23 protein-coding genes are annotated in these 22258 nt (G+C 31.0%); 11 read left to right on the top strand and 12 right to left on the bottom strand.

What is annotated here, in order from left to right:
- Positions 1-25: 25 nt before the first annotated feature.
- Complete coding sequence (locus tag C4S29_RS04230; protein ID WP_103912860.1) at positions 26-1549, top strand: SulP family inorganic anion transporter; 1524 nt, start codon at positions 26-28, stop codon at positions 1547-1549.
- A gap of 290 nt (positions 1550-1839) precedes the next feature.
- Here the strand turns inward: C4S29_RS04230 and C4S29_RS04225 are convergent, their stop codons facing one another.
- The 4 genes from C4S29_RS04225 to C4S29_RS04215 form a co-directional block, all read right to left on the bottom strand.
- Positions 1840-2865, bottom strand: a complete 1026-nt coding sequence (locus C4S29_RS04225; protein WP_103912859.1) for a T9SS type A sorting domain-containing protein — start codon at positions 2863-2865, stop codon at positions 1840-1842.
- Positions 2866-3013: 148 nt separating this feature from the next.
- Complete coding sequence (locus tag C4S29_RS04220) at positions 3014-3553, bottom strand: phage tail protein (RefSeq protein ID WP_185116938.1); 540 nt, start codon at positions 3551-3553, stop codon at positions 3014-3016.
- A gap of 29 nt (positions 3554-3582) precedes the next feature.
- Positions 3583-3942 carry a hypothetical protein gene (locus tag C4S29_RS14655; RefSeq protein ID WP_146063254.1) on the bottom strand — a complete coding sequence of 120 codons (360 nt, stop codon included), beginning with the start codon at positions 3940-3942 and terminating at the stop codon, positions 3583-3585.
- Between the two features lie 533 nt (positions 3943-4475).
- Positions 4476-5258, bottom strand: a complete 783-nt coding sequence (locus C4S29_RS04215; protein ID WP_103912858.1) for an alpha/beta fold hydrolase — start codon at positions 5256-5258, stop codon at positions 4476-4478.
- 316 nt (positions 5259-5574) lie between these two features.
- Here C4S29_RS04215 and C4S29_RS04210 point away from each other — a divergent pair, with 316 nt between their 5' ends.
- A complete protein-coding gene (locus C4S29_RS04210; protein WP_103912857.1) occupies positions 5575-5946 on the top strand; it encodes a rhodanese-like domain-containing protein in 372 nt (123 codons plus the stop codon).
- Positions 5947-6005: 59 nt separating this feature from the next.
- Here the strand turns inward: C4S29_RS04210 and C4S29_RS04205 are convergent, their stop codons facing one another.
- Positions 6006-6524, bottom strand: a complete 519-nt coding sequence (locus C4S29_RS04205) for an ExbD/TolR family protein (RefSeq protein WP_103912856.1) — start codon at positions 6522-6524, stop codon at positions 6006-6008.
- Positions 6525-7060: 536 nt separating this feature from the next.
- Here C4S29_RS04205 and C4S29_RS04200 point away from each other — a divergent pair.
- From C4S29_RS04200 to C4S29_RS04190, 3 genes are all read left to right on the top strand, one after another.
- A complete protein-coding gene (locus tag C4S29_RS04200) occupies positions 7061-7324 on the top strand; it encodes a hypothetical protein (RefSeq protein ID WP_146063253.1) in 264 nt (87 codons plus the stop codon).
- Between the two features lie 25 nt (positions 7325-7349).
- Positions 7350-8129 carry a GLPGLI family protein gene (locus C4S29_RS04195; protein WP_103912854.1) on the top strand — a complete coding sequence of 260 codons (780 nt, stop codon included), beginning with the start codon at positions 7350-7352 and terminating at the stop codon, positions 8127-8129.
- Positions 8130-8265: 136 nt separating this feature from the next.
- A complete protein-coding gene (locus C4S29_RS04190; protein WP_233740477.1) occupies positions 8266-10785 on the top strand; it encodes a hypothetical protein in 2520 nt (839 codons plus the stop codon).
- Between the two features lie 75 nt (positions 10786-10860).
- Here C4S29_RS04190 and C4S29_RS04185 read toward each other — a convergent pair whose 3' ends face one another.
- Complete coding sequence (locus C4S29_RS04185) at positions 10861-12930, bottom strand: protein-disulfide reductase DsbD family protein (RefSeq protein WP_103912852.1); 2070 nt, start codon at positions 12928-12930, stop codon at positions 10861-10863.
- A gap of 90 nt (positions 12931-13020) precedes the next feature.
- The gene (gene tilS / locus C4S29_RS04180; protein WP_103912851.1) at positions 13021-14301 is read right to left on the bottom strand and encodes a tRNA lysidine(34) synthetase TilS; all 1281 of its coding nucleotides are present in this window, start codon (positions 14299-14301) and stop codon (positions 13021-13023) included.
- Positions 14302-14427: 126 nt separating this feature from the next.
- On the opposite strand from tilS, the gene C4S29_RS04175 reads away from it, so the two are divergent.
- A complete protein-coding gene (locus C4S29_RS04175) occupies positions 14428-15261 on the top strand; it encodes an OmpA/MotB family protein (RefSeq protein WP_103912850.1) in 834 nt (277 codons plus the stop codon).
- 54 nt (positions 15262-15315) lie between these two features.
- Here the strand turns inward: C4S29_RS04175 and C4S29_RS15020 are convergent, their stop codons facing one another.
- Positions 15316-15534, bottom strand: a complete 219-nt coding sequence (locus C4S29_RS15020; RefSeq protein ID WP_394338658.1) for a type II toxin-antitoxin system RelE/ParE family toxin — start codon at positions 15532-15534, stop codon at positions 15316-15318.
- 82 nt (positions 15535-15616) lie between these two features.
- Positions 15617-15856, bottom strand: a complete 240-nt coding sequence (locus C4S29_RS04170; RefSeq protein WP_103912849.1) for a hypothetical protein — start codon at positions 15854-15856, stop codon at positions 15617-15619.
- 75 nt (positions 15857-15931) lie between these two features.
- Between C4S29_RS04170 and C4S29_RS04165 the strand changes: the two genes are divergently transcribed.
- The 5 genes from C4S29_RS04165 to C4S29_RS04145 all read left to right on the top strand — a co-directional run bounded on the left by C4S29_RS04165 (position 15932) and on the right by C4S29_RS04145 (position 19705).
- Positions 15932-16579 (top strand): O-methyltransferase, encoded by a 648-nt coding sequence (locus C4S29_RS04165; RefSeq protein ID WP_103912848.1) that lies wholly within the window; start codon positions 15932-15934, stop codon positions 16577-16579.
- 82 nt (positions 16580-16661) lie between these two features.
- Positions 16662-17378: a C40 family peptidase gene (locus C4S29_RS04160; RefSeq protein ID WP_103912847.1), complete on the top strand. Its 717-nt coding sequence runs from the start codon at positions 16662-16664 to the stop codon at positions 17376-17378.
- A gap of 1 nt (position 17379) precedes the next feature.
- A complete protein-coding gene (locus tag C4S29_RS15015; protein ID WP_103912846.1) occupies positions 17380-17850 on the top strand; it encodes a DUF1648 domain-containing protein in 471 nt (156 codons plus the stop codon).
- Positions 17851-18117: 267 nt separating this feature from the next.
- The gene (locus tag C4S29_RS04150; RefSeq protein ID WP_103912845.1) at positions 18118-18456 is read left to right on the top strand and encodes a cupin domain-containing protein; all 339 of its coding nucleotides are present in this window, start codon (positions 18118-18120) and stop codon (positions 18454-18456) included.
- 4 nt (positions 18457-18460) lie between these two features.
- On the top strand, positions 18461-19705 hold the full coding sequence (locus C4S29_RS04145; RefSeq protein ID WP_103912844.1) for a 3-deoxy-D-manno-octulosonic acid transferase: 1245 nt from the start codon (positions 18461-18463) through the stop codon (positions 19703-19705).
- An 82-nt stretch (positions 19706-19787) separates the two neighbouring features.
- On the opposite strand, the gene C4S29_RS04140 is transcribed toward C4S29_RS04145, so the two are convergent.
- The 3 genes from C4S29_RS04140 to C4S29_RS04130 are packed head-to-tail and all read right to left on the bottom strand — an operon-like array spanning position 19788 to position 22176.
- Complete coding sequence (locus C4S29_RS04140) at positions 19788-20417, bottom strand: deoxyuridine 5'-triphosphate nucleotidohydrolase (RefSeq protein ID WP_103912843.1); 630 nt, start codon at positions 20415-20417, stop codon at positions 19788-19790.
- Positions 20417-21172: a glycosyltransferase family 2 protein gene (locus C4S29_RS04135; RefSeq protein WP_103912842.1), complete on the bottom strand. Its 756-nt coding sequence runs from the start codon at positions 21170-21172 to the stop codon at positions 20417-20419. Before C4S29_RS04135 ends, C4S29_RS04140 begins: the two co-directional genes overlap by 1 nt.
- Before the next feature lie 26 nt (positions 21173-21198).
- A complete protein-coding gene (locus C4S29_RS04130) occupies positions 21199-22176 on the bottom strand; it encodes an acyltransferase family protein (protein ID WP_103912841.1) in 978 nt (325 codons plus the stop codon).
- Positions 22177-22258 lie beyond the last annotated feature (82 nt).

The raw sequence follows: 22258 nt of genomic DNA, 5'->3' as shown, positions 1-22258 counted from the left end.
GTGGATTTATTTTTTAGAAAAATTTATGCAGAAACTGATACATTTATTTGATTTTAAACAAAAAGTAGATTATAAAACAGAGGTTCTTTCAGGTCTTACAGTGGCTTTGGCATTAATCCCAGAAGCCGTTGCTTTTGCTTTTATTGCTGGGCTTTCTCCATTGACAGGACTTTATGCCGCTTTCGTGATGGGATTTGTAACCTCCATTTTCGGCGGAAGACCTGGGATGATTTCTGGTGCAACGGGCGCAGTTGCCATCGTTATCGTGGCTTTGGCAAAAACCGAAGGTATAGAATATATTTTCGCAACGGTAATTCTCGCTGGAATTATTCAAATGGCAGCAGGGTTTTTAAAACTCGGAAAACTAATTCGATTGGTACCACAATCGGTAATTTATGGTTTTGTGAATGGCTTGGCAATCGTCATTTTTATGTCGCAATTGGTTTCATTTAAAGATGTTTCGGGCTATTGGCTTACAGGTATTCCGCTGTATAGTATTTTGGGATTGGTAATTCTTACAATGTTGATTATCTGGCAAATGCCGAAATATACCAAAGTGATTCCAGCAAGTTTAACGGCTATTTTGGTAGTTTTTGCGCTGGTTTTTTTCTTTAATATAAATACAAAAACAGTTGGAGATTTGGCTTCCATCAAAGGTGGTTTTCCTCCTTTTCATATTCCGCAAATTCCTTTTAATCTTGAGAGTTTAAAAATTATTTTTCCATATGCAGCCATTGTTGCGGGTGTGGGATTAATAGAAAGTTTATTAACCTTAAATATCGTTGATGAACTTACAGAATCTACAGGCAATAGTAACCGAGAAGCCGTGGCGCAAGGAGCGGCCAATATTTTTTCGGGGTTTTTCTCGGGAATGGGTGGTTGTGCGATGATTGGCCAAAGTTTAATTAATATTTCAAATGGCGCTAGAGCAAGACTTTCTGGGATTGTTGCAAGTGTGATGCTCTTGGTTTTTATAATGTTTGGAAGTTCTTTGATAGAAAAAGTTCCCGTCGCTGCTTTAACGGGATTGATGATTATGGTTGCCATCGGAACCTTTGAATGGGCGAGTTTTAAAGTCTTTACCAAGATGCCAAAATCTGATATTTTTGTAATGATAGTGGTAACTTTAGTTACTGTTTTTCTTCATAATTTAGCGCTTGCCGTGATTATAGGTGTGATAATTTCTGCCTTGGTTTTTGCTTGGGATAATGCCAAAAGAATTCGTGCAAGGAAGTATTTTGATGAAAATGGCGTGAAACATTACGATATTTATGGCCCTTTATTTTTCGGTTCTACGCAGGCTTTTTCAGAAAAATTTGATGTGCAAAATGATCCTCAAGATGTGGTTATAGATTTCCAAGAAAGCCGAGTGGCAGATATGTCGGCTATTGAAGCCTTAAATAAAATTACAGAACGCTACAAGAAAGCAGGAAAAACCGTTCATCTTAAGCACCTAAGCAGAGATTGCCGCGATTTACTTCAAAATGCAGAAGCTTTAATAGAAGTCAATATTTTAGAAGATCCGAGTTATAAGGTAATGTCGAAATAAATTTTTAGAAAAACTATTTTTCGATGTGAATTCATGCGTCAATTGTTTATAATTTCGTGAATTTGTAGGTTCGTTTTCACGAATTTTTTTATAATATTTAATTTCTGTAATTTGTTAAAAGCGCTCTGTGTTCACGATATTAAAAAAAATACCAAATTATGTAAAAGTATCTTTTCAGTTCCAAAATATAGATCTGAGATTCTTTAGGAAAAATAAGTCAATCAAAATTCCACCAAAAAAGGCTGTTTCACAAGTTGTGAGACAGCCTTCTTTTTAATTTAAAAATGATTTTATTTAATGATTAGTTTTTTTAGTATTGATCCTTCTTCAGATTGTAATTCTAAGTAATATACACCAGAAGAAAGTTTGCCAGCAAGATTTATTTGTATATCTCTGGTAGTTCCATTTAAATTTACTTTTCTAACAATTCTACCATTAGCATCATAAATTTTTGCAGATTGTAAGGTTTTAGCAGAATTTTGAATAGTGAATTTACCGTTTGATGGGTTTGGAAAAATGTTTACGTTATTTTTTAGATTCATATCTAACGCAGATAACGTGCTTAAAGTAAGCTTGGCAGGTATCGCACTTACATATGAATCATAAGCGGCATCACCAGGGGGATTTATATCGGAGCCATAATAATTTGCGGGATTTGTTAAGGCTTTTTTTGCATCCGCTACATTTGCAAATGTATATGTGCCTATGTAAACAGTATTATCATATTCATCCGAAGGTCCTGAGCCTGAGCCAACGCCTAATGCGGTTCTAGGTAATCCTGTATCTGATAAACCGGTTGGAAGACCAGTTTGTGTAGAAGAAGCAGAATCGTCGCCCGTAAATAAAGTGGAAGCATTATTTATAATAAAAATAAATTTTGGATTTGCTGACGCGAATGTAGAACCTCCAGGATTTGATGCATCTTGAAAAACTAAAACTTGATCTCCACCAGTTGAAAGCGCAATCGATCCCGTAATAAGAGGGTCAGAATAATTAGAAAAATTAGTCGCGCCACTTGTCCAAGTCACAATTGTTCCTTTAGCTAATCCACCTGAAGGGACAGTGTATTTAACTGCACCTTCACTGCAGCCTCCGGGATCAAATGTTCCAGAGGGAACAACCCCGCAATCTGAAAAATAAATCGCTGTTCCAGCCGCTAAATCTACAAATGTCACAAATGAAAATTTGTCCGGAGTATCTGCTTGATTATTAAAAACTGCAATATCTCCGGGAGCCAAAGCGGTTTGTGCTTTTAATGTATTGCACACAGAAAAAGCAATGCAAAAAAATAAAAATAATAAATGTTTTTGTTTCATAATTAAATAGGTTTAAAGGTTATATTTTATTAAAGTTAAAAATGTTAGGTTAAGAAATTTTATAATTTTTAGTGCTATTTTTTATAATTAAAACATGTTTTTCTAAATGTTTTAATTGAAATTTTATGATTTTTGGTTTTATTTAAACTTAGTTTCTAGCAGGGAAGATTCCTTCCAAAGCAATTATATAGTTTATACCTAAATAGGGGTTTCGCGTATTATAGGCTTGTCCTCCTCCGGCTGCTCCTGTATTTCCAGTAATTTTACTTGCCATCGTACTATCGTTTGCATTGGAATTATAAGATGTTCCTGAATTTGCAATTCCAAAGTTTCCACCTTTTGCTTCATCGCTATCTCCGTCTTCTTCATTGCAACCTATGTTTAATGGGCTTCCATCATGACTATGATTTGGCATTTGCCCCACAGTTAGAGTATGCGTTTCTGCGCCGCCTTTTTGTCCTAATTTGATGTCCGAAAGTCCTGCACCATGACCAGCATGAATTGGACTTCTACCCTGTAAATCTGGTAAAGCAAAAGAATTTATGCCATTGCCACCATAAGTTGTTCCTAAAATTGAAAATAACGATGAATATTGCGAAATTGAAAGTAATTGACCGTTGCAAAACGCCCAACCCTTTGGTTCGAAATTTCCTGCAAACATCATAATTTGTCCGAGAAATGGTTCCATAATTTTTTTTGTTTTTTGGTTAGTTAGTTTTAATGTTGTTGAATAACAAATTCCGGTATCGAAATTCGTATCATTGATCCATTGGTAGTAGAAATGGTACACATTCCAAGAGAATCAACAACTACGGTTAATTCGCCTTGTCCTTCGTACCTATAATACGCTTCAATAGTGCTATAGCGCACCAACGTGCCCCAAGTTTCTTTAGGAAATGGAAAACCTTCTAGTTTTTTGTCTCCTAAATCTATAAAGTTCATATTGCTCATTCCAGGAATGGTTAACACAAGGGAACCTCTGTCGTTCAGTGTAAAACTCTTGCCTTTTGAAATAGTTACACCTGTAGAGGTTCCTAAATCATAAATGTAATCGTTTTTAATTGTGAGATTGTACATGGTTAATTGTTTTTTTAGTTATTATAATTTTAGTTGTGTAAATTTTAATTTTTGATAATCAAATTGAAACAATATAATCGATGCATTCTATTTAGAAGAACACCAAAACCATAAAATAAATTTTGCAAATAAATCTAAAAAAGGAGCAAACTTAAATTTGTCTGAAGTTTATTTTTTGCTTTGATCAAACCTGTTTGGTTTAAGAAGACAAATCGGTTTGCACTATTATGGTATTAATCCAAAATGAAATATTAATAAAGACCAATAACTTGAAAAAGACCAGTTTTTAAAGTAAGTATTTATACAAATGTAGTAATAATAATGCAGAATTCATGGTAAATTTGACTAAAACACACAACTTCTAAAAAAAGTAGTGACATTTTTGAAATTGTAAGTATTTCGCTTTTAAATTTAATCTCATTTATTTTGGTTAAATACACAAATACTAAATCACAGAAATACTATAATTTTCTGTGATTAAATTTTAATGATTTTGTGTAAAATTCTTTTGCCTGAAGCAAGTTCGGAAAGATTTAAAAAATAAAATGTTTCGGCAAATGATGCAATAATTCTGTGTTTATAATTGCAGCACAAATTTCCGGTTTTTCTAATTGCCCCATGTGCCCGCAATCTAAAACATAAGATTTGAGGTTCGTTTTATCTGGAAGATTTTTTATTGTTTTTTCAGTTTTCACAGCAGAATCGTGTTTACCGCAGAGAACTAAAATTTTTGCATCCAGATTCTTTAAAATTTCTAATTTATCGGTTCTTTCAATCATGCCTTTTACGGCGGCTAAAACTCCAGAATTGTCTGTAGATAAAGCAATGTCTTTCGCAAAATTTATTTTTCCTTCTAAAAAATCTTTGTCATTCGGATTAAATAAATTCGGAATTCCCACATTTACGTAATGCACAAAAGCATCTTTTATCACTCTAAAACTTTTTCGGCGTTGCTCTTTTTTATCTTCATCATCAGCAAAAAAAGTGGAGAAAAATAAAGTTAAACTTTTTAATTTTTCAGGAAATAATTCAGCAAAAGCAAGCGAAACATAACCACCCATAGAATGCCCAAGTAGATGTGTTTTTTCTAAATTTAAAAAAGAAATGACTCTTTCAACTTCTTTCGCCATCATTTCCATCGAATGAATTTCCGCGAAATTTTTAGATTTTCCATGCCCTGGTAAATCTATTTTAATGATTTTAAATTTTTTTGAAAGATGAGGTTCAAGAAATTTCCAGATTTCAGAATTTTCCATAAAACCATGTAGTAAAACTAAATTTTCTTCCCCTTTTCCAGAAATTTCGTGGTGTAACATATTGTTTTGTTTTAACGCAAAGGCGCAATTTTATTAATGTTCATAAAAATATTTTAAGGCGCAAAGCAAGATTTGTCTAAATTTAAAAAATAAGAATGGTTTAAAGAAATATCACCCATTTTTTTTAGAACAATTTTTATTGTGGTAAATTGCAGTCTAACTTTTAAAATATAAAATATTAGGAAATCGCCATTAATAAGTTTGCAAACAATTGAAAATTCATCGATTTCAATCTAAATAAAATAATTGAGAGATATAAACTGATGAAGAATGGACGGTAACAAATATCCTTAAAAACAATAAAAAATATCTACATATGAAAAATATATTGGCAATTTTACTTCTTGCTTTTTTAATTAATTGCAATCCTTCCACAAAATCTAGCGAAATCGAGTCTGTAAATGCTACTAAAATTTTAAAGCAAAAATTAAAAGAAAATCCTTTTTTGGTGGATGTAAGAACGCCAGAAGAATTTGCGAAAGGAAGTATAAATGGCGCGGTAAATATCCCTTTGGATGAAATTCCAAATCGAATTTCTGAATTTAAAGGCAAAAAAAACATCGTTACTTTTTGTGTAACAGGAAGACGGAGTGGTGAAGCCATTAAAATTTTAAAGGAAAACGGCATTACAGATGTTACCAGCGGAATTGGCGTAGAAAATCTCAAAAAATTAGAAGCCGAGAAATAAAAATTCGAGTTTCATTATTTTTAAAAGCAGCCAAACTTTTGGCTGCTTTTTTTGATGTCTTAATTTACTTTCTCTTCGTAAATTTTTTTCTCTAAAGGTTTTATTTCAGCGATTCCATATCGGTCGCTTTTTGTAATCGCCATATTATCTAGCATATCAACGAAGTTTTTGTAATTCGCATCATCTGTTGGTTTGATGATAACGGTGAAAAACTCTGGTTTTGGTGCTGCTTTTTTGTAATTTGAAATAATATTTGAAATTTTGATGCCGTCAAAAGAGGTTTCTTTTAAAATATTTGAATTCAAATCGCCCAATTCACTTTGGTAGTAAAAAACGCGGTTATCTTTTCCAATAATAAAAGTCACTTGATTTTTAAAATCAATAACTGGAGTTTCTGTAATTGGCCCTTTTGCTGGCAAACCCAAATCCATCACATTAGGTTTGGAGAAATTGGTTGTAAACATAAAAAATGTAATTAATAAAAATCCTAGATCGACCAGCGGCGTCATATCCACGCGGATTAATTTTTTACTTAAAGATTTTTTACCTGTGCTTTTGGGTTCATTTAGATTTTCCATAATTTTTGATTTTAAATGTGTAAAGATTTTTTTAAATTGATTAATTAATTGTAATTAATTAAAAAAATATTTACAAGTGTTATACCAAAAAATCGATTTAATTAAATTATTCTTAAAAGTAATATTTGGTGCATAAAAAACCTTGATGATTTCTTACCAATCTTTCTGTTTCAATTAAAGAAATATTGTCCTTCTTTAGATTTATAACAAATTTCTTTACAACTATTTTGATTTTAAGGTTTAAAGAGATCAAAGGACTGTTTTACTTATACATCTTCATTTATTAACGTAGGTTATTGTACATAAAATAAATAATACGCTATGCTATAAATATTGAATTTTTGGTAAATTGAAAAAAATGTTAAAATAAGTTTGCACAATTTTAATTTTAATTTTAGCCCATGATTACTATCAAAGCAACTAATGCATGAGTTTTTTTTGAATAGTAATTTGCATTTTTAATGCTAACTTTTTTAAAATGTAAACAAAGTGTTTTCTGAAAAATCAAATAATTTACTATTATGAAAAAATTTATTTTGGCAATTGCATTGGTTGGCACTTATGCAGTTTCATATGCATCTACTAATGTGAAAGCAGAAAAGTTATTAAAGCCAGATCCTTGCACGGTTACAGTCACTAAAAATTGCTCTGGTTCTGGCACAATAGAAACAGGTTCTGCTACCTCTCCATCTGGGGATTGTAATGCTGCATCTATAGTTGCTCAACAACAGTGGGGTAACAATTGCGTAAGAGCCACTATTACAAAATTGATGGAAGCAACACCGCCAGACCAACCTTAATTAGTGTAAAATTAAATAATTTTTTATGTTTAAGAAAGTCTTTGTTTTCATATTATTAATCACGGTAACTTTTTTTATTGCACAAGAACGTCTGAATTTACGAGTTGCATATCAAATGGAAGTAAACTTTAACAGTACTGATCAGGTAACAACTTTACCTAAAGTTGATTGTTATCTTTATGTTCAGGACGGTGTTTCTAAATTTGATATGTATTTTGAAAAAGCGGAAAAGTTATATCCTGGGCAGTTTTATCCAAATCACGTTTCTGTTTATAAAGATTTTAATAAAAATGAAATGTATGGCAGAGCAATCGGTTACAAAAATGATGGTTATGTTATAAAAGATTCCCTAAATAATATTGAGTGGAAATTACAGGATTCAATAAGAATAATTGGTGGAAGAAGTTGTAAATTGGCAACCACGCATTGGCGGGATTTCGACTGGGAAGCGTGGTATGATGAGGATATACCTATATCAGAAGGTCCTTACAAACTGAATGGTTTGCCTGGTCTCATTTTGGCGGCTAAGGCAAAATCTTGTAGTAACATAATTTATAATTTTAATTTAATAGATGTCAATTTTAGAAAGGATTCATTAAAGAAATATATTTTTTATCCATTTGTTAATCCAGAGTTTAAGTTGATTGATTATGCAACATTTTATGCAGATATATCAAAAAGTACTCTAAACAATTTGAAAAACAATTACTTGCGTAGTAAAGAATCAGACGTAAGTAATGATGTCATAACAGGAAAATCCTGTTCTTCAAGTACTACATTTGACTTCTGTTTTTGTTATCCATAAAAAATTTAATTTGAAATTTAACAAATGTTTTATAGTTTTTTTCCTCTTAATAATTCTTAAAGCTAGTGCTCAAATTTATTTTAGAGGATTTGTTACCGATGAAAATAAAACGCCGCTCAATAGAGCGCGCGTTTTTTTGAAATCAGATAATGAAACAAGATATACATTTACAGATGCAAAAGGTTTCTATCAAATAAAATATGAAAATCGTTTAGGAAATACGGCCTTGCTAATAGCAAGTTCCACAGGCTTAAAAAGTGATAGCATCTCTATTTCTCTAGTTGATAATAAAGAATCTTATTCCACAAATTTCGAGTTGACTAAATCTTCAGTTTCCATTGAAGAAATTAAGATTGAAGGTAAACGAAAATCAATTGAGATAAAAAAGGACACCGTTGTTTATAATCCGGAAAATTTTATTGACGGTTCAGAAAAAACTGTAGAAGATTTATTAAAAAAACTTCCTGGAATAAAAGTAAATGAAAGTGGCTCCCTTGAGTTTAAAGGGAAAACTGTAACTGCCGTGATGCTTGACGGGGGCGATTTATTTAATTCTAATTACATGATTGGTACCCGTAGTATTAATCCTAATATTATTGATCAAGTTCAGGCAATTGATAACTGGTCTGATAATCCTGTATTAAAAAGCATCGGAGGCGAAAATAAAGTAGCCCTTAATCTAAAATTAAAAAAAGATAAAACGAGTTTTTCATCTAGTTTAAAGGCAGAAACAGATTTTTATAAGAGATATAATCTGGGTGCATACGGTTTAGTAGTAAACAAATTAGTAAAAACTTTTGCCACCTCAAATTACAATAATGTCGGCGTAAATAAATCACCTTTAGATTTAAGTACCAATTCTTTGAGTTTTGAAGATTATCAAAATACGAAGTATCAGGCGCCTTTCCTTATTGAGAAAAATTCTATAGATTCAAGATTTGGTTCAGAAAAGGCATATAGAAACCAACAATGGTTTACAAGCAGTAATTCGCTACTTAAAATAGGCAGTAGAGCAAACCTGAAAATTATTGGCAGTTTTGTAAAAGATAAAATACTTCTTAATAATATTTCAGAAAATTTTTACAACCTGAATAATGAGAATATTTACACCAAAGATGACAATGCAATCGTAAAAAAACCGCTTTATATAACCGGAAACCTAGAGTTTAGATGGCATAAATCTGAGAAAGAATATTTTGAAATATTAAGTAGTGTAAGTGCTTTAAATGAGAACGTTACGAATAATTTAATTTCGAACTCAGATCGTCTTTATTCGACAAGAAAAACATTTAAAAATCTATTTTCTAAAAACGAACTGATCTATACCTTAAAATTAAAGAAAAAAAATGCTCTGCAAATAAGAGCACTGTATACGTATGACAATAAACCACAAGATTTATTTATTACACCATCTTTATTAATTTTTCCAAATAATGGCTCATCGCCTATCAATTTACAAGCGGTAGAAGCCAGTAAACAGCATCTGGGTGTGGATTTTATACTGCACCATTTATTTACGGAAGATCATAAAATAAAAGTCACAGTTGGTTTTGCAAATGAAAATTATATGCTTCGCTCAACCACGCGTTCAGACGATTCGGCAACTTTTGCTAACTTTAAGAATAATATCTCCTATAAAACTAATTCTGCCTTTTTGAACTTAGAATATTATCTAAAAACCACAGATTGGAATATCAATTTTACCCAGAATTCACAAATTTTAAAACAAAATTTAATTGATGGTTTCATAAACTCTAAAAATTTATTTTTAAATAAAACTTCACTTTCTGTTTTCAGAAATATATTTTCGAAAACTGCCACTTTCGTTAGTGCCGATATTTCTACAATTCCGATCTCCGAAAATTATCTGTTCGATGATTATATATTGGTATCTAACAGAAGCATTATTAGTAATAAATATTCATTAGATTATCAAACGCAAGAAAACTATAACATTGGTTTTACTTATAATGATTCTTATACAAATCAATTTAAAGTTATTGCTTCCGTAGGTTACACAAAAAGCAGGAACGGTTTTATTGGCAAATATTTAGTGGATTCTAATTTTGATTATACAGTAAGTTTTCGGAGTCCGAAGCCCAATGAAACCTATAATATAAGTCTGAATGTTGAGAAATTTGTTCCTTTTATTTCCAGCAGATTTAATCTTAAAGCCAATTACTATATATTTGATTATTACAGTTCAATTAATGAAAATGAATTAAATAAGATAAATTCTAAAATTTTTCAAATTAATTTAATTCAGCAGTTTGCGTTTAATATTCCTTTAAAAATCAAAAATACCCTAGATTTTACCTCAGCAGTAAATCAGTCAGAAATCCGTACCAAAATTAAAATTAATTCCTTAAGTTTAAAAAACGAACTTCTATATAGTTTTCAAAGTAATGTTTTTGTATTTAAACTCACCAACGAATATTATAAACCAGATTTCCAGCAGAATACAGATTTTTTATTTTTAAATTTTAACTTCAACTATGGACCAAAGAATAGTAGTTTCAAGTATTCTCTAGCATTGAATAATATTTTAAATGTAAAATATAACTATACGAAATCTGTATTGGATTATTCGGTTTCGTATAGAAAGACGGAACTACTGAATAGGGTTTTTCTTATCGGTGTAGATTTGAGTTTGTGATAGATATTTATAAAACAAAACATAAAAAAACCTTGATAATTTCTTACCAAGGTTCAACTCTATAAATGTAAAAATTTATTTATTCTTCTCAAAATACCCAATCCCGCAAGTCAAAAACTTTTTAAAATCCTCTTTTGACATATAACCTGAAACTGGCGGGTTGATCACTTTTCCGTCTGGCGTTACCAAAACGTAATGCGGCTGGGAATTGTTATTAAAATTAACCTGCTGAAACAAACTCCATTTATCGCCGATGGTTTTTACTTTTTTCAACTGGCCATTTCCCATATCAATTTTCGTTTGTTGGTTTAAAGGCAATTCTTCTTTATCGTCCACGTAAAGCGACGCAAGAATCACATCGTTTTGCAAAATCGGTAAAACATCATCTTGCGACCACACGAATTCTTCCATTTTACGGCAGTTTTCGCAACCATAACCTGTAAAATCTATCAGAATAGGTTTGTTTTCTTTTTTTGCCAGTTCGATGGCTTTAAAATAATCATGTTCCGGATGCATGCCGAGAATTCCGTCTTTTTCATCATGGAAATAACTCACATTTAAAGGCGGCAAAATTCCGCTTAAAAGTTGAAGTTTTGGTCTTTCTGCAGGTATTAAACCTTGAACCAAATAAATTACAAAAGCAATTCCGGCGACACCAAATAGTTTTCTTCCTAAAGATATTTTTGGTTTTTTATCATCGTGTGGAAATTTAATTAAACCAAATAAATATAGAGCCAAAGCGATTGTTAAAACAATCCAAATCGCCACAAATAATTCTCTTTTTAATAAGAAAGTTTTTGACACCAAATCTGCTTTTGATAAAAATTTTAGTGCAAAGCCGAGTTCAATGAAACCTAAAACTACTTTCACCGTATTCATCCAACCGCCAGATTTTGGCAAAGATTGTAATGCTTGAGGAAATAAGGCCAAAAGTCCAAAAATTATCGCCCAAGCCAAACCAAAACCAGCCAAAGCAAAAGTTAATAGCATCGGAACATTTGATGAACCTGTAACTGCGCTTCCGAGCAAACTTCCTAAAATTGGTCCTGTACAGGAAAATGAAACAATGACTAAAGTTAAAGCCATAAAAAATATGCCGACAATTCCGCCTGCATCTTCGGCTTTTGAAGATTTATTAGCAATGGAACTTGGCAAAGTAATATCATAATAACCGAAGAAACTTCCAGCAAAAAATAGAAAAATAATGAAAAATGCGATGTTTAACCAAACACTTGTAGCAATTTGGTTAAAAATATTTCCTGCAATTCCATCAATAATATGAAAAGGAACGCTCAATAAAACAAAAATTAAAAGGATAAAAAAGCCATAAATAAACGCATCTCTTTTGCCTTTCGCTTTATCTTTCATGCCTTTTGTGAAGAAGGAAACCGTTAAAGGAATCATCGGAAAAACGCACGGCGTAAGCAAAGCAACCAATCCGCCGATGAAACCGAGAAGCAAATACATCCAATAATTTTCAGATGCTTTTTCTTGAACAACGCCACAATTCGTCAATGGATGTTGAAAATCTAAACTCGAAACTTTTATGTTGTTTGGATCAGAAGTTTTTGTTGAAACTACTTGAGTTTGCGTTTTTGGTTCAACCGTAGAATCTTTTAAAACTGGCGAAACAGTAGCGGAATTTTCAACTTTATTTTCGTCTGTTGAATCCGTCGTTTCTGTTGCAACCGAAGCCGCTATTTTTTTCTGAAATTCTAAAGTATTTGGCGCGAGACAAATGCGGTCATTACAAGTTTGATAAGTAATTTCCGCGGAAACATTGGCCGCGTTTGCAGGATTTTTTAACTTAAATTTTTGCTTAAATAAAACCTGATTCGAGTAAAACACAATTCTCGCCCCGAAAGCCTCAGAAAATTCATCGTGTTTTTTACCAACTTCGGTTACTTTTCCGATTAAATCTATTCCTTCAGTAGATGTTAAATTCATTTCCGTCGGAATCCCAGAATCTTCTGGTAAATCTTTAGAATAAATATGCCATCCTTTTTCAATAGAGGCCGTGAGAACCGCTTCATATTGGTTGTTTCCAAGATCTTTTATATCGTATTTGAATTTTACGGGATCTTTTATTTGAGCCGAAATAATCTGTGAAAAGACGAGAATTATAAAGAGAAGGAACTTTTTCATTTTTATTTTAAAATTAAGTTGCAAATATATTTAAACCAAATCAAACTGAGGCTAATAAACATGAATAAGGACTATCGACAAAACAAATTTTCATAAAAATATGGTTAAGATTTCGGTTGAATTTTTTGAAATCATAATCTCATTTTGACGTTGTGGAATAATCCCCAAAATTGTGTCGCCAGAATCTACTAAAACCAAAGGTTGAAAGTCTAAATCGGAAATTTTTAGTTCTCTTATAAACTTTGAAACCTTCTTTTTCCCCCGCATTCCGGCCGGCTGAAAAACATCTTTAGGTAAAGGTTTTCTGATAATAACTGGCCATTTAATTTTTGAGGAATCTACTTCCCATATTTTCTGCTGCATCTTATAGTTTTCGATAAATTTTGAAACATGGATTTCTGAGGTTTTGCGAATAACGATAGGCGAATTTTCTTCATGAGAATAATCCAATGGTTTAATAATCAATTCATTAGATGATACTTTTAAAGAATGTGATTTTGAAAAAAACGAACCCCCGGTTTTAGCCATCAATATTTTTGCAATCTCTTTACTATCTTTAAAATTATAAATCTTAAGAAGTTTGAATTTGACTAAATCTGACTCATTTTTAAATTTCTCTTTGTTAAAAATTATTTTAGAATTTTTTTCTTTACTTATATTTTTACGTTTGTTTTCAATTTCTACGTCAATAAAATCATTTGCTTCCTTTAAATAAGTTAAAGTTTTGCTAAAATTTTCTAAGAAATTTTCGTTTGTTTGTAGAAGTTTAGGTGCAATTTCGTGTCGAATAAAATTTCTTAAATAATCAGTTTTTGCATTGCTTTTATCTTCCCGAAATTCAATCTTATTTTCTTCGGCAAATTGGTAAATTTCGTCTTTGCTGAATTTCAACAAAGGTCTTAAAATGCTGTTTTCGTTTTTCGGAATTCCACTCAAACCTTTTAAGCCAGAAGCGCGGGAGAGATTGATGATGAAAGTTTCGAGTTCGTCATTCAAATGATGCGCAGTGGCGATAAAATCTAGGTTTTCTTCAGTTTTAATTTTATTAAAAAAATCATAGCGTAAATTTCTCGCCCAAAGTTGAATAGAATTTTCTGGCTTTTTATCAACTTCAGATACTTTATATAAATGTAGTTTTATGCCGTTTTTTTTACAAAAACTTTGAACGATTTTTTCGTCCAAATCAGAATCTTCACCACGAAGTTTATAATTGATATGCGCAACTTGAAAGTTTAAATTTGAACTTAAAAACAGATTTGCTAAAACCATAGAATCTGCGCCGCCACTCACAGCCAAAAGAAATTTTTGGTCTTTAAAATTTGGAATTAATTTTAAAATTTGAGTTTGAAAGTTTTGTTTATTAAGATACATTTAACAAAGATAATTCTTCTTATTAAAATGATTTCGTAAATTTGGATTAAATAAAAAACCGCACAAAAATAATTGCGGTATATAAATTGATGAACCAATAAAATCAAACAATTAAAATAAATTTTTATGAAAATTTTAAAAATGATCGCAATTGGAGCAGTGGCGATTTCGCTTACATCTTGCGTTAGTAAAAAGCAATTTGAAGCACTAAACATTAATTATAAGCAATGTCTTGATGGAGCCGCGGCCAACCAGAGAACCATTCAAGATTTGAAAAGCGCCAATGCCGGATTAACGAGTGAAAATGGTTTGTTGAAAGACCAAAATAATTCATTAAAATCATCTTTAGATGCTTGTTTAGCAAATACCGGAAAAGGTTCTGCAAACATCGATAAATTGATTGGTGAAATAAATTCATCAAACGCATACATCAAACGCTTAATTTCTACCAACGCGAAAAACGATAGTTTGAATTTAGCACTGTCTAATAAATTAAAACGTTCTCTTGATAATATTGCAGATAGCGATGTTCAAGTGAAAGTTTTAAAAGGTGTTGTAATGATTTCCCTTTCAGATAAAATGCTTTATAACACAGGAAGTTTTGATGTAATGCCTGCAGCGCAAGAAGTTTTAGGAAAAGTGGCAAAAGTGATTAACGATTATGATAAATATTCTGTACTAATACAAGGGAATACAGATAATGTGCCTTTGAAAAGCGCATCAGTTCCGAAAGATAATTGGGATTTAAGTGCTTTGAGAGCGACTTCTGTAGCGAGAATTTTGCAAAATCAATTTGGTGTAGATCCATCGAGAATGACGGCCGGAGGAAATTCTGAATACCAACCGAAAACCACGAATATGTCGGTTTCTGGAAGAGCAGAAAACAGAAGAACAGAAATTATCATCATGCCAAAACTAGATGAATTTATGAAATTAATGGACAGTGCGCCAGTTAAATAAATAAATTTTAATCTCAAATATAAATAATTCCCGAAAAGCAATTTTCGGGAATTTTTATTTTAATTTTTTAATTTTTGTTGGATTTTGTCTAGTATCGAAAACATTTACAATTTCTATTCTATTTTTCTTTTCGTTTTGCCAATAAATTATTTTATAATTTTTATAAATAAGGTGTCTAAATTCTTTTTTATGATTAATCAGAAGTTCTTCTTTTTCTCCTTTTAATGGGAAATGTTTTAAAATTTCAGTTGCATTTTCTATGCCAGTTGTAATATTTTCAGCAACTCTTATACTTGCTTTAACTTATAAAATTCAAAAATTTTGAATAGTTTTTTTAGAGCAAATCTCGTCCAAACTACCTCGAAGTCCATTCTTTTATCTTGTCTTTTACCTCAGAAGTAGTAAAAACGTTGTCGTTTTCGCTATCTCTCAAAGATTCGTCAATTTCAGCATAAAATTGCTCCAAACTCATCGGTTTTATTTTTTCTTGTTTAATGAAATTTTTCAAAGATTTCTTTAGTTTAGAAATAATTTCAACGTCCTGAATTTTTAAAATCTCTTGCGCTAATTCTATTTTTTCTGCATTAATATCCATTATAAAATATATTTGTCCATCAAAGATAAAAAAAACAGTCAACAAAATTTAGTATTTTTGAACAAACAAAAATGTATGAGTTTTTTTGAAGAAAATTGCCCAGAAATAGACCGCTATTTAGAAAATCACGCTTCCGCAGAGCCAGAAATTTTAAAAAAATTGCGGCGCGAAACGTATCAGAAAACGACGCAACCACACATGATTTCTGGATATCAACAAGGGAGATTATTAAGTATCATCTCGAAGATGATTTCGCCCAAGAGTATTTTAGAAATCGGCACTTTTACGGGTTACGCCACGCTTTCTTTAGCCGAAGGTTTAGCAAAAGATGGAACAATTTACACGATTGATAAAAATGAAGAATTGGCGTATTTGCCAGAAAAATATTTTGCCGAAAGTGAATTTGCTTCCCAAATAAATTTCATAAAAGGCGACGCTCTGCAAGAAATTTCAAAATTAAATATCGATTGGGACTTGGTTTTTATAGATGCCGACAAGGAAAATTATGTTCAATATTTTAATCTAATTAAGCCGAAAATGAAAAGCGGAAGTATTCTATTAATTGATAATATTTTATGGTACGGAAAGGTTTTAGAAGATAATCCGAAACTAGAATCTACCAAAATTATCAAAGAATTAAATGAATTAATCGCGCAAGACCAAGATTTTGAAAATCTTATTTTACCTTTGCGAGACGGCATTCAACTCGCCAGGAAAATTTAGAAATTGAAATAATTTAAAATTAAAAACGATTAAGAAATTTAGAAGCATTAATTTTCTAAAATCTAAAATCTAAAATCTCTTTATGGAAAAAGCCATTTGCAACGTTTCAGTCGCACCAGTTCGTGCAGAATCTTCCGATAAAGCGGAAATCGTTACCCAACTTTTATTTGGTGAAAGTATTTCTGTCTTGGAAGTGAATTCTAACTGGACCAAAATAAAAATGGACTACGACGGCTATGAAGGTTGGATGGATACCAAGCAATATTCTGTAGTTTCTGAAGAATATTTACAAAATAGAAGAGTCAATCTAATCACTGAAAATTTTCAGTCCCATATTTTAAAAGATGGCAAAATCCTTTTATCCATCGGATCTGAAGTTGATTTTGAAACCATTTCTACACAAAAAAGTGAAGATTTAAGACAAAATATAATTGCCACCGCAAAAGAATTTCTAAACGTGCCTTATTTGTGGGGCGGTAAAAGTTTTTTTGGGATAGATTGCAGCGGTTTCACGCAATTGGTTTATAAAGTTAACGGAAAAAAAATTCCGCGCGATACATATCAGCAGGGCGATTTAGGGCAAGTTTTAGATTTTGTAGAAGAAAGTCAAGCCGGTGATTTGGCGTTTTTTGAAAACTCTGAAGGCAGAATTATTCACGTCGGAATTATGCTAAATTCTCATCAAATCATTCACGCACATGGAAAAGTTCGCATTGATGAACTAGATTCTACGGGAATTTTTAATAAAGAAAAAAATACGCACACGCATAAATTGAGGTTTGTAAAAAATTTACTTTAAAATGAAAAATCTAGGCTATTTTTTTCACTCAGTCGCCTTTTTAATTTTAGTTGGAATCACGGCATTTATTATTTTAAATTTTAATTCTTTACCAGACATAATTCCAACTCACTTTAATTTATCAGGAAAACCAGATAGTTTTTCAAATAAAAATTTTATCTTTTTTTTGATGCCGATAGGTTTTATGATATTTTTAACGCTTTTCTTTACATCAAAAAATCCTGAATCACCATTTTTGAATCTACCAAAAGATATCAAAGAGAACAAACTTGCGACCTTTTTGGTTTTATCTGTCATAAATTGTGTGTTCTCACTTATTTTTGCGGATCTTTTTTATGAAAGTTATTTAGTTGCAATGTCGAAAAGAACAGAATTAAGTGGTAATATTTTATATTTGCTTGGCGCTTTATTGTTAATAATTATTTTAATAAACATATTTTCAAAAAAAATTGGAAAATTAAACATCTCTTAATTTATCATTAAAATAAAACCTTGAAATATCTCTACTATTTATTTATCGAACTTTTAATTTCAAGCAAGTAAGTTTTTTCGTGGTTTAATGATTGGGTTGTAAATAGGCTAGAAGATTGAAAAATTAGCAAAAATTAAAAAAGTAAATTTAATTATATTCTCACATATTAAAGCAAATCGTGCAGATAGTAACTAGTGGAAAATCTGCTTCATCAGCAAAATCAGCGAGAAAATATAAATAAAAGGCATTCATAAAATCAGCAAAAAGATGGTAAAATCTAAAGAAAATTCTGAACATTATATTTGGGGTGAAAATTGCGATTCTTGGGTTTTGCAAGACGGCGAAAATCTTTCTATAAAACAAGAAAAAATGCCTTCAAACACTTCTGAAACATTACATTTTCACAAGAACGCACAGCAATTTTTTTATGTTTTAAAAGGAAAAGCCACTTTTTATATTGACGAAGAAAAGATTGAAGTTCCGGAGAAAAATGGTATTTCTATTAAACCTTTGCAAAAATATTTTATTTCTAATGAAACATCAGAAGATTTAGAATTTTTGGTGATTTCTAATCCGAATACAAATAATGATAGAATTTTAGTTTAAAAATATGAGATTTCTATACTTTATTTTTATCGAATTCTTAATAACCAGCATGGAAGTTTTTTCGTGGTTTAATGAAAAGGCAAAAAAAGGAATTCTTGGAAGAAAACAAAGTTGCACTATTGTAGAAAAAGCCTTTAAAAAAACCGATGAAGTTATCTGGATGCATGCTGCAAGTCTCGGTGAATATGAACAAGGTTTGCCAGTTTTAGAACTTCTAAAGAAAGAATTTCCCGAGTATAAAATTTTGGTTTCATTTTTTTCACCGAGCGGATATGAAAATGTCATCAACAAGAAAAATATTGCCGATGCCATTGTTTATCTACCTTTTGATAAAAAAAAATGGGTCAAAGATTTCACTTCAAATTTTAAAACCAAAATATTTTTTACCGTAAAATATGATTATTGGTATAATTTATTGGAAGAATTAAAACTTCAAGGCGCGAAAACTTATGTTATTTCTGCGCTTTTTTACGAAACACAAGTTTTTTTTAAACCTTATGGAAAATGGTTTGCTAAAGAATTAAAGAAAAATATTGATTTCTTTTTTCATCAAACTTATCATTCTACGGCGCTGGCGAAAAGTATTGGTTTAGAAAATTCTGTAACAACGGGCGATACAAGATATGATCGCGTAAAAGAAATCGCAGAACGCGATAATTTTGTGGCAAATATTGAAGAATTTAAAAGTGAAAATAAACTTATAGTTTTCGGAAGTTCTTGGGAAAAAGAAGAAAAAATAGTGGAAATTATTCTAAAAAAGACTGAAAATGTGAAGATTATTTTAGCACCACACGATTTAAAAAGAATTCCTGAAATTCAAAATCAATTTCCACAAGCCAATTTATATAGCGACCTAAAAGTATCTCAAATCTCAAATCTCAAATCTCGAATCTTAATTATAGATTCCATCGGTTTGCTTTCAAAAATTTATTCTTATGCAGATTTAGCGGTCGTTGGTGGTGGTTTTCACAGCGCCGGATTGCACAATATTTTAGAAGCCGCCACTTTTGGAATTCCTGTTTTCTTCGGAAACCATTACAAGAAAAATCCTGAAGCCGATGATTTAATTAAAAATAATGGTGCAAAATCTTTCGCTAACGAATATGAAGCGGCAGACTTTTTAATTAAAATTTTAGAGGAAAATCCAAGCGAAACTCTGGCAAAAATGGGAGAAAATTCAAAAGAATTTATCCATTTACAACCCAATGCGACGCAATTAATTATAGAGAAAATATTAGAAGAAATCTAATAATTTAAAAGTATTCAATCTGCGTCTTCCGCAAAATCTGAGAGAATGTTTTATAGCGCAAATTTTGTAGATGACGCAGATTTTATTTTAAAAATCCTTCTGCTTTTAAATCCTTAACAATTTCCGCGATATTTTCCGGAATGTTTTCTGTTTGGAAATAACTGAAATTCAATTCATTATTAAAACACAAATCCTGCATTTTCTGGTTGTCTTTTATTTCCAGTAAAGTTTTCATTAAAATTTCATCAATTTCCAGATCATAATCCCGATCTAATTTTAAAGTTAAAATTAAGGCACGGAAAATCTTATTTATTAAATAAATATACAATTTGTAAGATTGCTCAAAACTGGCTTTGCTCAAACGGTTTTTGTACAAATGCAAAATTTCATTAACCAAAAATAATTGCAAATAAACCTCGCCAAATTTATCCGAAGTCACTTTTACGTGTAAAGTGATTTCGCCGCTTAATTTGCGAACCAACATCAAAAAATATTTCAAATTGCTTACATTTTCTGCGTAATAAAGCATTTTTTCAGAAATTTCTTCTTCTAAAATTTGCCGTTTTTCATCTACAGTTAGCGTCTCAATCAACTCAAAATAAAGCTTTTGCGAGAGTATTTTATCTTTTTTCAGCAAACGAAAAATGAGCTTGTCTTTTTCTTTTGGCGAAAAATTACTCAATGCTTCTTTAAATTCTTTGCTGTATTCCATTAATTAAAAAATTTAGAATATTTTAAAAAGCCATTCATTGCCCAATTTGCCGTGTAATAGAGTGATTTTATAGTAGAAAAATTCATAAAATCTTTATAAACCAAATATTGATCGTACATAATATTGGTTTTTTTACGAGAAACACTATTTTCTACCATTCTATATTTTGCTAAAGTTCGAGTAAGAGGCTGCGCTTTTGGGATTTTTTTCAATAAATTTAGCCACATGACGTGGTCTTCACGCTTGCTTTTTATGGGGAAATATTCTATACCAACTCTTTTAGAATCATAAATTGTAGAAACTGGTGCTAAAGTGCAAGTTTTCAATAAAGTAGAAAAAGTAACAACTTTATTGGCTGAAAAATCTTTTATAACAGGTTCTAATTGCTCATTACATCTGGAATAATTGCTATAAACCAATTCGAAATTATGTTCTTGCGAAAAGTGAATCATTGCTTCTAAATACTCTGGTAACCAATAATCATCGGAATCTAAAAACGCAATATATCTTCCTTTGGCTCTTTCTAAACTTTTATTTCTGGCATTTCCTGCACCGCCATTTTTCGGTAAAATTTCTAATTTTATACGAGCATCTTTATATTTATTAATTATTTCTATGGTATCGTCGGACGAGCCATCATCTGTGATCAGCCATTCCCAGTTTTGGTATTTTTGGTTCAAAACAGATTGTATCGTTTCCTCCATATATTTGGCCGAATTATAACTGGGTGTTATGATGGAGACAAGTTCTTTCATCTAAAATTTTAATAATTAATGGAAATTTACAAGAATTTTTTTTCATAGAAATGCCAAGACATAATGCCGATTGCTACCACCAAAAGCATACAAAGAAAACCAATAAGAAACGGATTATAATTGGCGAAAAGTCCTAAAGTCGCAAAAACTCTAATAATCGGAAAATGAAAAATGTAAATGCCATAAGTGAAATCGCCATATTTCCCGAAATTATTCAGAAATTTAAAAGAGTAGGTGATGTATAAAACTATGATGCTCAACATCATAGGTGAAAATAACCTGATATTGAAAATTAAATCAACCCAAACTGTTGCAATAGCAATTGCGAAAAGAAGATGTTTATATTTAATGAATTTTTCAAAATTAAAATAGATCAACATTCCGCCGATAAAATAACAAAGCGCGCCAGGAATTTGTCGTGAAATTTCGCCTTTTCCGATGTATGCAAAATAGTTTAAATATGCGATGGATAGAAAGTAAAATACGACCAAACTTGCATTTCGATATTTATTATCTTTCCCAAAAAAAAGAAATAAAATAGGAACCGCCACATAAAAAGAAAGTTCAATTTTAATCGTCCAAAGTGCGCCATTTACAGCGCCGTTATGAAAAACTCCTGGCAAATTGGGCGCTTCATAATTCAGAAAAATAGAATTCCAAAAAAGATATTTGTAAAGCTGCGGACTGCTGAAATAATCTGTAAATGAATAAACACTCACTAAAGAAAGCAAAATGGCAAAGAGAAAAATAACTAAATAATAACCCGGAAAAATTCTATTAATCCGCTTTTTAATGTAACTTTTTAGTGTTCTCGTGCGTTCATAGCTTCGCGCGATAAGAAAACCACTCACAATAAAAAAGGCAAAAACAGCAATTTCTATAGGGCTGTGTTGCAGAAAAGCCAGTTGCGGTGATGCGCTCAAAATTCCCAAATGCCCAACAAAAACAATAAAGGCTAATAAAACCCGAATGAAATCAAAATTATTTTTTGTTATTTCCTGCACTTTTTTTTGACAAAAATAGGGTTTTTAAATAAATTTTCTGCGCAGAGCAATTTAAAACTAAATTTTCATTTTTATTTAGAGC

The sequence above is a fragment of the Halpernia humi genome, from assembly GCF_900108025.1.
GTDB lineage: Bacteria > Bacteroidota > Bacteroidia > Flavobacteriales > Weeksellaceae > Halpernia > Halpernia humi.
Note: the sequence above shows the minus strand (reverse complement) of the source record. Positions and strands in the feature narration are given on the sequence as shown.